Source organism: Streptomyces sp. NPDC018029 (assembly GCF_044327655.1).
GTDB lineage: Bacteria > Actinomycetota > Actinomycetes > Streptomycetales > Streptomycetaceae > Streptomyces.
Genome location: NZ_JBIRFV010000002.1, coordinates 659,233 through 672,606 on the forward strand (window position 1 = coordinate 659,233; position 13,374 = coordinate 672,606).

9 protein-coding genes are annotated in these 13,374 nt (G+C 71.6%); 4 read left to right on the forward strand and 5 right to left on the reverse strand.

What is annotated here, in order from left to right; translation table 11 throughout:
* Positions 1 to 45 precede the first annotated feature (45 nt).
* Positions 46 to 1,974 carry an NAD-binding protein gene (locus tag ACH4D5_RS07105; RefSeq protein WP_398299987.1) on the forward strand — a complete coding sequence of 643 codons (1,929 nt, stop codon included), beginning with the start codon at positions 46 to 48 and terminating at the stop codon, positions 1,972 to 1,974.
* Between the two features lie 33 nt (positions 1,975 to 2,007).
* Here the strand turns inward: ACH4D5_RS07105 and ACH4D5_RS07110 are convergent, their stop codons facing one another.
* A complete protein-coding gene (locus ACH4D5_RS07110; RefSeq protein WP_398299445.1) occupies positions 2,008 to 2,862 on the reverse strand; it encodes a metallophosphoesterase family protein in 855 nt (284 codons plus the stop codon).
* Between the two features lie 268 nt (positions 2,863 to 3,130).
* On the opposite strand from ACH4D5_RS07110, the gene ACH4D5_RS07115 reads away from it, so the two are divergent.
* Positions 3,131 to 3,880: a GAF domain-containing protein gene (locus ACH4D5_RS07115; protein ID WP_398299447.1), complete on the forward strand. Its 750-nt coding sequence runs from the start codon at positions 3,131 to 3,133 to the stop codon at positions 3,878 to 3,880.
* 474 nt (positions 3,881 to 4,354) lie between these two features.
* On the opposite strand, the gene ACH4D5_RS07120 is transcribed toward ACH4D5_RS07115, so the two are convergent.
* Positions 4,355 to 6,001 carry a cytochrome bc complex cytochrome b subunit gene (locus tag ACH4D5_RS07120; protein ID WP_398299449.1) on the reverse strand — a complete coding sequence of 549 codons (1,647 nt, stop codon included), beginning with the start codon at positions 5,999 to 6,001 and terminating at the stop codon, positions 4,355 to 4,357.
* A gap of 206 nt (positions 6,002 to 6,207) precedes the next feature.
* Here ACH4D5_RS07120 and ACH4D5_RS07125 point away from each other — a divergent pair, with 206 nt between their 5' ends.
* A complete protein-coding gene (locus ACH4D5_RS07125) occupies positions 6,208 to 7,824 on the forward strand; it encodes a GMC oxidoreductase (RefSeq protein WP_398299451.1) in 1,617 nt (538 codons plus the stop codon).
* Between the two features lie 19 nt (positions 7,825 to 7,843).
* Here ACH4D5_RS07125 and ACH4D5_RS07130 read toward each other — a convergent pair whose 3' ends face one another.
* Positions 7,844 to 8,269, reverse strand: a complete 426-nt coding sequence (locus tag ACH4D5_RS07130; RefSeq protein WP_398299989.1) for a carboxymuconolactone decarboxylase family protein — start codon at positions 8,267 to 8,269, stop codon at positions 7,844 to 7,846.
* Between the two features lie 69 nt (positions 8,270 to 8,338).
* Complete coding sequence (locus ACH4D5_RS07135) at positions 8,339 to 9,415, reverse strand: dihydrodipicolinate reductase (RefSeq protein ID WP_398299453.1); 1,077 nt, start codon at positions 9,413 to 9,415, stop codon at positions 8,339 to 8,341.
* A 112-nt stretch (positions 9,416 to 9,527) separates the two neighbouring features.
* Here ACH4D5_RS07135 and ACH4D5_RS07140 point away from each other — a divergent pair, with 112 nt between their 5' ends.
* A complete protein-coding gene (locus ACH4D5_RS07140) occupies positions 9,528 to 12,314 on the forward strand; it encodes an AAA family ATPase (RefSeq protein WP_398299455.1) in 2,787 nt (928 codons plus the stop codon).
* On the opposite strand, the gene ACH4D5_RS07145 is transcribed toward ACH4D5_RS07140, so the two are convergent.
* The gene (locus ACH4D5_RS07145) at positions 12,287 to 13,342 is read right to left on the reverse strand and encodes a diiron oxygenase (protein WP_398299457.1); all 1,056 of its coding nucleotides are present in this window, start codon (positions 13,340 to 13,342) and stop codon (positions 12,287 to 12,289) included. The two genes, ACH4D5_RS07140 and ACH4D5_RS07145, sit on opposite strands and share 28 nt — an antisense overlap.
* Between the last annotated feature and the right edge of the window lie 32 nt (positions 13,343 to 13,374).

The following is a 13,374-nucleotide window of genomic DNA, read 5'->3' on the forward strand; positions in this document are numbered from 1 at the left end:
TCTTCGTTTCCCCCACAGCGCCCGCCGCTGCCCGCATCCGGCCACATGGTCGTGTGCGGCGGCGACAACGTCCTGGCCCACCGCCTCGCCGCCGAACTCCGCGGTGTCTACGGCGAACAGGTCGTCCTCGTCGTGCCGCCCGCGGGCCGCGGTGAGCCGAACCGGCCGACGGGGCGGGCCCGGACGACGGCACTGATCGGACGTATCACCGCCGCCGTCACGCGCACCACGGGCAATGGAAACGGCTCCGCCCACGCGAACGGCAGCACGCACGGCAGCGCGCACGGAGGTGCGGGCAACGGATACGGGGAAGGCGGCGGCCCGGCGGAGCTGCCGCGGACCCTGGAGGCCACCGACCTCACCGACGACGTCCTGGCCGACGCGGGCATCCCGCAGGCCGCCGCGCTCGCGCTCATGCACGACGACGACGAGACCAACATCCGCACAGCGCTCGCGGCCCGCCGGCTCAACCCCCGGCTGCGCCTGGTGATCCGGCTGTACAACCGCAAGCTCGGACAGCACGTGGAGGAGCTGCTCGACCAGGCGGCCGCCGTGGCGGGCCTCGCCACCACCGATGCCAGCGTCACCGTCCTGTCCGACGCGGACACCGCGGCCCCGGCCCTCGCGGCCACCGCGGTCGCCGGCACCACCAAGGTCGTGCACGCCGACGGGCTGCTCCTGCGCGCGGTGGAACGGACCCCGCCGGCGCCCGGCGAGGTGGCGCCGCGCGGCCTTGCCACCCTCGCGCTGCTCTCGGCCACCGCCAACGACCCTGCGGGAGCGGAGGGTTCGGACGACGCGGGCGCCGGCGCGGGGCCCCGGCTGCTGCCGGACGACGACGCCGTCGCCGCCGCTCCCGGGCGGGGCGCGCTGGTCCTGGAGACCGTCTCTTACTCGGGTTCCACGCCACCGCCCGGCTTTCTCGCGGGGCGCGGCGTGCCGCTGCGCGAGCTGTTCTCGCGGCGGCTGCGCTGGTCGGTGGCCGGGTTCGCGGCGGCCGTCGTCGGCATGGCCATCGCGTCGATCGTCACCACCGAGAACACCACCCCGCTGCACGCCACGTATCTGACGCTCCTGGACCTCTTCTCGATCAACGACCCGGCGACCGACGGGCCGATGAGCCGGCAGATCCTCCAGCTCCTCGCCGGTCTGGTCGGACTGCTGCTCCTGCCGATCCTGTTCGCCGCCGTCCTGGAGGCGCTCGGCACGTTCCGCACCGCGTCGTCGCTGCGCCGTCCGCCACGCGGCCTCTCGGGCCACGTCGTCCTGCTGGGCCTCGGCAAGATCGGCACGCGGGTGCTCGCCCGGCTGCGCGAGCTGGACATCCCGGTGGTCTGCGTGGAGGCCGACCCGGAGGCGCGCGGCATCTCCCTGGCCCGGCGCCTGCGCGTGCCGACCGTGATCGGGGACGTGACGGAGGAGGGCGTCCTGGAGGCGGCCAAGGTGCACCGCGCGCACGCCCTGCTCGCGCTGACCAGCGCGGACACCATCAACCTCGAAGCGGCCCTGTACGCACGGTCGGTGAAGCCCGATCTGCGGGTGGCGCTGCGGCTGTACGACGACGAGTTCGCGACCGCCGTCTACCGCACCCTGCGCGCCGCGCACCCCGGCGCCCTCACCCGGAGCCGCAGCGTGTCCGCGCTCGCCGCGCCCGCGTTCGCCGGGGCGATGATGGGCCGGCAGATCCTGGGCGCGCTGCCGGTCGAGCGTTCGGTGCTGCTCTTCGCGGCGCTCGACGTGTCGCTCCAACCGCAGCTGACGGGCCGCAGGATCGCCGAGGTGTTCCGGCCGGGGGCGTGGCGCGTCGTCGCCCTGGAGCGCGCGTCCGGCCAGGGGCCCCGTCTGTCGTCGGGCCTGGAGTGGGAGCTCGACCCGGAGTACGAACTGCGCCCCGAGGACCGCGTCGTGCTGGCCGCGACCCGGCAGGGCCTGGCCGAGCTCCTCTCCCGCAGACCGCTGCCCGCACAGCCCTGACGGGACCGCGCCCAGCCCTGCCGGGCCCGCCCGTCACTCCTCGGCGGGCGGCACCAGCAGGATCTGCCGCAGATGCGGGTCGGGGTGGAAGTCCCTGCGCCACTCGCGCGGGTAGCCGACGGACGCCTCGATGTGCGGCACCCCGTCGTGCACGGTGGTGCGCGGGATGTGCAGGTGGCCGTAGACGACGGCGGCCGCCTCGTACTTCACGTGCCAGTCGGCGGTGCGCTCGGTGCCGCACCACAGGGCGAACTCGGGGTAGCGCAGGATCCGCAGGGGTTCCCGGATGAGCGGCCAGTGGTTGATGAGGATGGTGGGCATGCCCGCGGGCCGCTCGGCGAGCCGCTCCTCGGTGTGCTTGACGCGCGCGCGGGACCAGTCGTCGCGGGTCGCGTACGGGTCGGGGTGCAGAAAGTACTCGTCGGTGCAGACGACGCCCGCCTCGTGGGCGACCTTCAGCGCCTCTTCCTTGTCGTGGGTGCCCTCGGGCCGGAAGGTGTAGTCGTAGAGCAGGAAGAGCGGGGCGACCAGGACCGGGCCGCCCTGGCCGCGCCACACGGGGTAGGGGTCCTCGGGGGTGACGACCCCCAAATCGCGGCAGAGCGCGACCAGATGCTGGTACCGCTCCTCGCCGCGGAGCTGGACCGGGTCGTCCTTCGGCGTCCACAGTTCGTGGTTGCCCGGCGACCACACCACCTTGGCGAAGCGGCCGGCGAGCGTGCGCAGCGCCCACTCGATGTCGGCCATGCGCTCGGCGACGTCACCGGCGACGATCAGCCAGTCCTCGTCGGTGCGGGGCCGGATGGTCTCGACGTACTTCCTGTTCTCCGCGTAGGCCACGTGCAGGTCGCTGATCGCGAGCAGGTTCGGAGTCTTCTCGGATGCCATCACTGTGTGAGGCTAACCGAGCCGGTGGGGTTCCTCGCCGGCCCCACCGTCCCCCGACAGCTGTCGCCGATCGCGGCGGGGAGGGGGTGTTGCGTCGGTCCCGCCGACGGAGGAGGGTGGGGGTGCGGCTCATTTCCCCAGACCTCCTTCCGGAGAGCGGGTGTCGACCGCGTGCCGGGATGTAGCCCCCGCGACATTGGATTTCGTGGGCCTCGGTTACCGCCCACCTCTCCCGGGCAGCGGGCCACGGCCCGTGGAACGGATCTCGATGAGCTCCCCCAACGGTGACACCGTCCATGTCTCCGGCGTGCTCGACCTGCTGCTGGACACCGAAACCCTGGACGACCTCCTGCACGGCCTCGCGGAAACGGCGATGACCCATGCGCCCGAGGCGCAGGGCTGCGGCATCACGCTGCAGCGCCAGGGCCGCCTGCTGACCGTGTCCAACGCGGGCACCTGCGCGCCGGCCATGGACGAGAGGCAGTACGGCCTGGACGACGGGCCGTGCCTGCAGGCGCTGCGCACGGGCAAGGAAGTCCACGTCAGCGACATGATGGAGGAACAGCGCTGGGGAAGCTTCCCGGCGCACGCGGTGGCCTCGGGCACCCGATCCTCCCTGTCGTTCCCCATCGCCCCGCGCAGCCACACCGCCGGCGCCCTGAACCTGTACTCGCCCATCCCGCACGGCTTCGACACCGCCGACCTCGCCGCACTGCGGGCCCTCGCCTCCCAGGCCACCGGGGCCATCGTGCTGGCCCAGCGCATGTCCCGCTCCCGGCAGTTCACCGAGGACGTGCAGCAGGCGCTGCGCTACCGGGGTGTGATCGACCAGGCCGTCGGCATCATCATGGCCCAGCAACGCTGCCCCAGCCGTGCGGCGTTCGCGATCCTGCGTGCCGCCTCCGAGAACCGCAACGTCAAGCTCCGCACCCTGTGCATCGACCTGATCACGCGGCTCACCGGGCAGCCGCCCCACGATCCACCCGAACTGCGACCGCCTCCCCTCGACCAGGACTGACCACCCCGACATCCGGCCCGCCACCGGGAAAAGGGCACGTCAAAGCGGGTTCCGATCAACGGCACGGTCCCGGTATCCTCCCGAATGGAGTTGGGATGAAGCTCCGTGACCGCACCGGCATCCGCTCCAGCCTGCCCCTGTTTTCTCGGTTACAGCGCTGTCCGGATGCCCGGAGCCTGCTGGAGCCGCATCGCCGACAACGCGGCTCCAGCCCGGTCCTCCCGGTGGGGAAACCTCCCGCATCCCCCCAGGGAGGCCATGGCGCGAGGAGCTGACGAGGGGGAGCCTCGCTCCTCACGCCTCGGCGGCCGTCGCCACCCGGATGGGCGGCGGCCGCCCCCGACGAGCCGCCCGAAGCGGCCCGTACCCCCACGCTACGCCGCTCCGGCCCGTCCGCCTGCCATCCGGCAGAACAATCACCGCACACCTGGTGCGGCCCCCGGCCCGCGTCTTCGGGGATTCGTGAACGCGCTTTCAGTGGTGCTCGCCGTCCCCCCGCTGAATCGCGAGGTACTCCTCCGGTGTCGCCTTCGGGACCTGCGCCTTGGGTCCGTACATCGCACGGGCGAGGCGGGCGCGGAGGCGGTCGGACGCACGCACCTTGCGGGACACTCCGTTGGCGTCGACCGTCGGGCCGATCCGGTAGGGCACGGGCTGTTCGTGGGCGGTCAGCCGGAACAGCTCGGCCTGCGTCAGCGGTTCGTGGATCTCGACGTACTCGCCGTGCGGGAGGCGTTTGATGGTGCCGGTCTCCCTGCCGTGCAGCACCTTCTCGTGGTCCCTGCGCTGCAGCCCGAGGCAGATCCGGTGGGTGACGACGAAGGCGAGGGCGGGCACGACGAAGGAGCCGATCCGCACGAACCAGGTGAGCGCGTTGATGGAGAGGTGGAAGTGGGTGGCCCAGATGTCGTTGCCGCCGCCGATCATCAGCACGCCGAACAGGGAGAGCCAGGCGACGCCGAGGCCGGTGCGCACCGGCGCGTTGCGCGGCCGGTCCGCGATGTGGTGCTCCCTCTTGTCGCCCTTGACCCACGCCTCGATGAACGGATAGACGCCGATCGCCAGGAGGATGAGCGGGAAGAGCGAGAAGGGGATGAAGACGCCCAGGTTGAGCGTGTGGCCCCAGGCGTTGATCTCCCAGGCGGGCATCACCCGGATCAGCCCCTCGGAGAAGCCGAGGTACCAGTCGGGTTGGGCGCCCGTGGAGACCAGGTCGGGCCGGTAGGGGCCGATCGCCCAGACCGGGTTGATGGAGGCGACCGCGCCCATGATCGCGAGCACGCCGAAGACGAGGAAGAAGAAGCCGCCCGCCTTGGCGATGTAGACGGGCAGGAACGGCGCGCCGACGACGTTCTTCTCGGTCCTGCCTGGCCCGGCGAACTGGGTGTGCTTGTGGTAGAAGACCAGGATCAGGTGGGCGACGACGAGCCCCAGCATGATGCCCGGGAGCAGCAGCACGTGGATCGGGTAGAACCGCGGAATGATGTCCTCCCCCGGGAACTCCCCGCCGAACAGGAAGAAGGAGAGGTACGTCCCGACGACGGGGACGGAGAGGATGGCGCCCTGCATGAAGCGGATGCCGGTGCCGGAGAGCATGTCGTCGGGGAGCGAGTAGCCGGTCAGGCCGGTGAGGATGCCGAGGAACAACAGGGTCCAGCCGAACAGCCAGTTGAGCTCGCGCGGCTTGCGGAACGCCCCGGTGAAGAACACCCGCATCATGTGCACGAGCATCCCGGCGACGAAGACGAGCGCGGCCCAGTGGTGGATCTGCCGGATCAGCAGGCCGCCGCGCACCTCCATGCTGAGGTCCACCGTGGATTCGTACGCCCGGGACACCATGATCCCCTTGAGCGGCACATACGGCCCGTCGTAGACGACCTCGGACATGCTCGGGTCGAAGAAGAGGGTCAGATAGGTGCCGGTGAGGATCAGGATGATGAAGCTGTAGAGGCAGATCTCCCCGAACATGAACGACCAGTGGTCGGGAAAGATCTTGCGCATCTGGCTCTTGGCCAGGGTGTGGATGCCGAGCCGCCCGTCCGCCCAGTCGGCGACCCGCTCCCCCTTGGTGAGCCGTACAGGTTGTGCATTGGTCCCGGTGCGCTCGATGCGTCCGCTCATGCGACTCCCTTTCAGGCGGTTCCAGGGTAGGTCGCTTGTATGACGGATCCAACAGTCGCGGCTGTGACATGTCGGCCCGGCGGTGGTGTCCACCGGTCGACACAGGGGGGCAAGATCGGACAGAAGTTACTTTTAGGTATGGCGTGACTTCCCATGCGGCCAGCAGTAGAACTCGTTGCGATTCGGCCAAACGTGAGGAAGGTCACATGAGCACTACACCCAAGCACAACACGCCATCTGATGGGGTGTCACGTCGAAGATTCCTTGCAGGAACGGGTTCTATTCTTGGCGGCGTCGCGCTCGCGGGCCACGCCGCGCCGGCCCGCGCGCTCGACGCCGCCCGCGTCCCCGCCCTGGTGATCGGCACCGGGTACGGCGGCTCCGTCGCCGCGCTGCGGCTCGCCGAGGCGGGCGTCGACGTGCACATGGTCGAGATGGGCATGGCCTGGGACACCCCGGGCTCCGACGGCAAGATATTCGCCAACACCACGAGCCCGGACGTCCGTTCCTACTGGCTGCGCACCCGGACCAAGCAGCCCCTGAGCAACTTCCTCGGCTTCCCGCTCGACAAGGACGTCCCGCGCCACACCGGGATCCTGGACGCCGAGGAGTTCGGCGGCATCACCGTCTACCAGGGCCGCGGTGTCGGCGGCGGCTCGCTGGTCAACGGCGGCATGGCGGTCACGCCCCGGCGCGAGCACTTCGCCGCCGTCCTGCCCACGGTCGACGCGGGCGAGATGTACGGCACGTACTACCCGCGTGCCAACGCCGCCCTCGGCGTGAGCACCATCGACCCCGACTGGTTCGAGACGGCCGAGTGCTACCAGTACGCCAGGGTCGGCCGCAAGCACGCGCAGCGCTCCGGCTTCGGGTTCGTCTTCGTGCCCGACGTCTACGACTGGGACTACATGAAGAAGGAGGCCGCGGGCACCGTCCCCAAGTCAGCGCTCGCGGGCGAGATCCTCTACGGCAACAACCACGGCAAGAAGTCCCTGCAGCAGACCTACCTGGCCCGCGCCGAGGCGACCGGGCGGGTCACCGTCTCCCCACTGCACAAGGTCACCTCGGTCGCCCCGGCGGCCGGCGGCGGCTACACCGTCACCATCGACCGGATCAACACCAGCGGTGACACCACGGCCACCACGTCGGTCACCGCCGACCGGGTCTTCTTCGCCGCCGGCAGCGTCGGCACCAGCAAGCTCCTGGTCAAGCTGAGGGCCACCGGCGCACTACCCCGCCTCAACGGCGAGGTCGGCAAGGGCTGGGGCGACAACGGAAACGTCATGTGCGGCCGCGCCAACCACATGTGGGACGCGACCGGAAAGCTCCAGTCCTCCATCCCCACGGCCGGCATCGACAACTGGGCCGCGGGCGGCGCCTTCGCCGAGGTCGCGCCGCTGCCCACCGGCATCGAGACGTACGCCTCGTTCTACCTGTCGATCACCAAGAATCCGCACCGCGCCGAGTTCACCTGGAACGCCGCCGCGAACCGGGCCGAACTGAACTGGCAGACCGCCTGGAAGCAGCCGTCGATCGACGCGGCCAGGACCATCTTCGACAGGATCAACGCCAAGGAGGGCACGATCTACCGCACCGACCTCTTCGGCACGTACAAGATCTGGGGCGACCACCTCACGTACCACCCGCTCGGCGGCGCCGTGCTGGGCAAGGCAACCGACAACTACGGGCGCCTGCACGGCCATCCGGGGCTCTACGTCATCGACGGCGCACTGATTCCCGGCAACACCAGCGTCAATCCGTTCGTCACGATCACCGCGCTCGCCGAGCGGAACATCGAGAAGATCATCGAGACCGACCTGTGAGCGAACCCCCAAAGGGGCATCAGGGCTTGGGCAGCACGCACACCGTGTCGAGGCCGAGCACGTGATTGAGCCGGCCGAAGGCGAGCCACGCCCCGATGCTCATGCTCAGCTCCACGATCTCGGCCTGGCTGTAGTGCGCGGTCATCCGCGCCCAGAACGCGTCGTCGAGGTGGTGGTGGTCCAGGGCGTACCGTTCGGCGTACTCCGCGGCCAGCCTCGTGCGGTCGTCGAAGGCATCGGTGGTGCGCCACTGGGTCACCGCGTCGGCGAAGCCGTCCTCGACCTTCTGCCCGTCGCGCTCGGTGCGCCAGTCCAGGCAGAACAGACAGCCGTTGATCTGGGCGATGCGCAGGCGCGCGGCCTCGAACTCCCGTAGCCCCAGGGTGGTGTGGGCGTACACGGCGAGGGAGAAGTTCGACGCGGCCGGCCCGATACCCGGCACCATGTCGCCCCACACGTAAGGGATCGCGTCCTGGCCCTCGGGGATGTCGATGCGCAGGGGTCCGCTCACGGGTCACTTCCTTCCCAGTCGGCCGGCTGCCGGGCGCAGCGGGACGTCGAGCGCGTCGTAGAGGCCCGGTTCGGCGTTCACGAGCCAGTCGATGGCGTTCACCAGGCGGCCCACCGCCGTGGCGTTGCCGCCCGCCGAACGGTTCTCGTCCTCGTCGGTGGCCTCGACCGTGACCTCGACGCGCGGCCGGCCCTCGACGATCACCCGGTGGGCGCCGTCGCCCCCGTCGGGCGGGGCCGGCCAGTCCGGCGCGCAGGACGGGTGGATGCGGGTGACGTGCTCGATGACGATGCGCGGTTCGCCCTCGATGATGCCCCGCACCTCGAAGCGCACGGCTCCCTGGGTGCCCGCAGCGAACTCCCCCATCGTCCGCGTACGCACTGCCTCGTCGAGCGGTCGGCGCTCCAACGTCTCACGTATCTCGTCGAGTTGTACGTTCAGTGCTCTGGCCATCAGCCTGATCTGTCCGCCCCACACCATGGTCGGGACCGAGGGTGCGAGCATCGGCGGCTCGTACTCCATCGGATGCCCCATGCCGATCAGGTGGCGGACCGAGTCCTCCTGGTCGTACGTCGCGTAGTCGAAGATCTCCTGGCAGCGGATCGCGTCGACGGTGGAACCGAGGCCGCTGACCAGCAGTGGCAGGACGTCGTTGGCCCAGCCGGGGTCGACGCCGGAGACGAAGAGCGAGCCGCCGCCCTCCGCGACGGCAGCGAGCACCGGTTCCCTGGACTCCGCCGGTGCGCCGAGGCGGTCGTAGAGCGCGTACAGCGCGGGCGTGACGACGACGGCACCGGCCCGCACCGCCCGTACGACATCGGCGAGCGCCTCGTCGGGACGCAGATCGCCGGAGGCCGCGTACACCACGGCACGCGGCCGGGCGGCGAGGACCGCCTCCACATCGCCCGTGGCACTCACGTCCAACTGCCTTTTGAAACCGGCCAGTTCGCCCGCGTCGCGGCCCACCTTCGCGGGGCTGTGCACGAGCACCGCCGCGAGCGTCAGCTCAGGGTGGGCCTCGACGGCGCGGACGGCCGCACGGCCGACGTTGCCGGTGCCCCAGACCACCGTGGGAATCATGCGCGGAGGGTAGCGAGGGGCGGCAGCGGTTGACAGAGGCGCGGCCCGAGAAGAAAAGAAACGTCCCCTTCCACGCCTCTCCGAAGTCTTGTACCGCCGGTACGCTTTACGCATGCTCCTGGGGCGTTCGGCGGAATGTGCTCGTCTTCTCGCTCTCATCGACAAGGCACGCGGGGGCGAGAGCAGCGCCCTGCTCATCCGCGGGGAAGCCGGCATCGGCAAGACCAGCCTCGTGGGTTACGTCGCCGAGCAGGCCGACGACCTGCTGCGGCTCGGCACCCGCGGCGTCGAGGTCGAGTCCGACCTGCCCTACGTGGGCCTCGCCGATCTCCTCCGGCCCGTCCTGCACTTCCTCGACCGCATACCGGAGCGGCAGGCCGCCGCGCTCACCGGCGCGCTCGCCCTCGGGCCCGCCGTCGCCCAGGACCGGTTCGCGGTGGCCGCGGGCACGCTCAGCCTGCTCGGCGCGCTCGCCGAGGACGGCCCGGTCCTCGTCACCGTCGACGACGCGCACTGGCTCGACCCGTACTCCCTGGACGCGCTCGCCTTCGCCACCCGCAGGCTGGGCCGCGAGGGCGTCGTCGTCCTGTTCACCGCACGCGACGAATCGGAGGAGGCCGTGGCCCGGCTCGCCTCCGTCGAGACGTTCACCCTCACCGGCCTCGACCCCGAGTCCGCGCACCGCCTGATCGCCGAGGAGGGCACCGCCGAACTCACCGAGCAGGAGGCGGCCCGGCTCCTCGCGGAGGCACGCGGCAACCCCCTCGCCCTCATCGAACTCCCCGCCCTCCTCGCGGGCAGCGGCGCCGGGGACGACGACGGCGAAGGCTCCGGAGCGCCCCTGCCCATCGGCGAGATGCTGGCCCACACCTTCGGCAGCGCCGTGGCCCGGCTGCCCCAGGAGGCACAGGACGCCATGCTGCTGCTAGCCGTCCTCGGCACCCGGCCGCTCGCGGGCACCGAGGCGGCGCTGCGGGCGCACGGGCTCAGTTACGAATCGCTGGAGGCCGCCGAGGAAGCCGGCCTGGTCGTCGAGGAACGCGACGGCTACGCCTTCCGGCACCCGCTGGTCCGCTCGGCGGTCTACCACGGCGCGACCCCGGTGCGCAGGCGCCGCGCCCACCACGCCATCGCCCGCTCCCTGCAAGGAGCGACCGCCCCCGCCCTGGAGCAGTACGCCTGGCACCTGGCCGCCTCGGGCGCCGAGCCGGACGAACACGTGGCGTCCCTCTTGGAGAACGCCGCCTCCGGAGCGCCCGACACCCTCGCGTATCCACTGGCCTCACGGCTGTACGAGCGGGCCGCGCGCTTCACCCCGGCGGGGCAGCACAAGGCGGAGCGGCTGCTGTGCGCGGCCCGCGCCTCCCAGGCGGCCGGGTCGCTGAACGAGGCGGCCACGATCCTGGACCGCGCCCTGGAGCACGCCGAACAGCTCGGCACCCAGCTCGACATCCGACAGCTCCGCTGCTACCTGGACGTGCAGCGCGGCCGCCCCACCCGCTCGCGCGAGCTGCTCAGGTCCGCCGCCGACGAGGCGGAGAAGGTCGACCCGGCGCTCGCCGCGATCATGCTCGGCGGCATCGCGCTCACCGAACTCGCCGTCGGCGACCTCACCGCGGCCCGCGCCACCTCCGCCGCGGCGATGGCCCTCGCCGACTCCGCGCACGAGACCCTGCTGCCCGTACGTCTCCTGCGCACTCTCGTGCTGCTGCTCGGCGGCGACGCGGAGGCGGGCCGCGCGCTCCTGCGCGAGCTGGCGGAACCCCTCGCCTCACCGGACCCCGTCTTCCCCTACCCGCTCGCCGGGGTGGGCGGCCTCTGTCACCTCGCCGCCGAGGAACTCGACGAGGCGCACGACATGCTGGACCGGGCCGCGTACACCGCGCGGAGCTCCAGCGCGGTGGGACTGCTCTCGCACCTGCTGTGCACGCTGTCGGTCGTCGAGTTCTGGCGGGGCCGCTGGACGACGTCGCTCGCCCACGCCGACGAGGCGGTGCGGCTCGCCGAGGCCAGCGGCCAGCTGATCGAGGTGTCGCGCGGCCTCCCCGCCCTGGTCAAGACCGAGGCCGTCCTGAACCGCGAGGAGGACTGCCGGCGGCACGCGGCGCAGGCCATGGAGTGGGCCGCGTCCACCGAGCTGCAGATGGACGCGGCACGGGCGCTCGGCGGGCTCGGCCTCCTGGAGCTGGGCCTCGGCCGTTTCGAGGAGGCCGTGCACCACCTGGAGGAGGTACGGGCCTTCTCGCAGCGGCACGGGCGGGGCGACGGCCTGTATCTGACGTGGGCGGCGGACCTCGCGGACGCGTACGTCCACCTGCACAGGACCGAAGAGGCGCGCGAGGTCCTCGGCGTCCTGGAGTACGAGGCGGGGCGCGGCCACCGTCCCGTCACGGCGGGGGCGGCGGCCCGCTGCCGCGGACTGCTCGAACCGGGCGATCCGGAGGCGGCGTCACGGCACATGAGGCGCTCCCTGGCGCTGCTCTCGGAGCGCCCGGTGCCCTTCGAGCGGGGGCGGACCGAGTTCGCGTGGGGCGAGCAGCTGCGCAGGCAGGGCCGGCGCAGCGAGGCACGGCGCCTCCTGGAGCGGGCGCTCGCCACGTTCGAGCGGCTCGGCGCGGCCGGGTGGGCGGCGCGGGTGGCGGCCGAACTGCACGCCGCGGGCGGCACCGAAGTGCGGCCCGAGCGGGCGCCGTTGGAGCGGCTGACACCGCAGGAGCTGCAGGTCGCGCTGGTCGTCGGCCGGGGTCTGACCAACCACGAGGTGGCGGAGCGGCTCTTCCTCAGCGTTAAGACCGTCGAGTTCCACCTGAGCAACATCTACCGCAAGCTCGACGGGGTGCACCGCAGGGCGCAGCTGGTCAGGCTGCTCGCTCAGGCCTCGGAGGTCTCGGGGGTCTGATCTCCCGGTGCCGTCGGCGGGTCGGATGCGCCGGGGAGCAGGCCCGCCGCCTCGAACGCCTCGGTGGCGCCCGGGAGTTCGAGGACCCCTGCGTCCCGGAAGAGCCGGACGGTGCGGGCCGCGGCGGACCGGAGGGCGTCCTCGCTCCGCCGGGTGCGGTAGCTGTCCGCGATGACCTGCCGCACGGCGTCGGCGCGGAGACCCGCCACGGTCAGCGCGGCACCCACCGGCCGCAGGTCGGGCGCGACCCCGGCGACGATCAGCTCGGGCAGACAGCGGGCCGCGCGGCGCTTGAGCGGCACCGGCAGGTCGCCCCACAGCCGTTCGAAGAAGCGGGAGAAGTACACGTGGTGGTGGTCCTCGTCCCGCGCGTGGTCGCGGACGACGTCGCGCACGACGGGCAGCACCGCACGGTCCCCTGGCACTTCGTCCAGGGCCGGCGTGACGAGCGTCTCGAAGACGACGACCTGCAACAGCTGCGCCAACAGCGGTTCCCCGGGCAGCAGTTCCGAGCCGATGCCGTCGAGCTGGCGCAGGAACGGGTCGAAGGCGTAGGGCAGCGGCGGGATGCCGGTCGCTTCGGCGAGCTGCTCGACGAGGTCGAGACTGAAGAGGGCGTGGTAGCCCTCGTCGCAGTAGATGCGGTACGCGTCCAGGCGCACCGCGGCGGGCAGCGCGAGCCCGGTGCGGCCGTCCGCTATGCGCTCGGTGGCGCGGTTGACGACGCGGGTCTCGAAGTGGGCCGTGAACGTCAGGTACTGGTAGAGGTGCCGGGCCAGGAGTTCGTGGCGGCGCCGGTCGGGGAGGTCGCGGACCAGCGGGTGGCTCCAGTACGGCACGAGGTGGGGCGGGAAGAGCCTGGTGGCGGGGTCCAGGGGGCCCGTCACGGTGCGGTGGGGGCCACTGCGCACGCCTGACCGCTCGTACCAGTCGGTGCCGATGTCGGTTCCTGTGCCGGTGTCGGTTTCCGCTTCGGCATCCGTGTCGGTTTCCGCTTCGGCATCCGTGTCGGGCTCGCTGTTCGTCATCTCTTCTTTGATGTCGGCTCTCTCTCACAGCG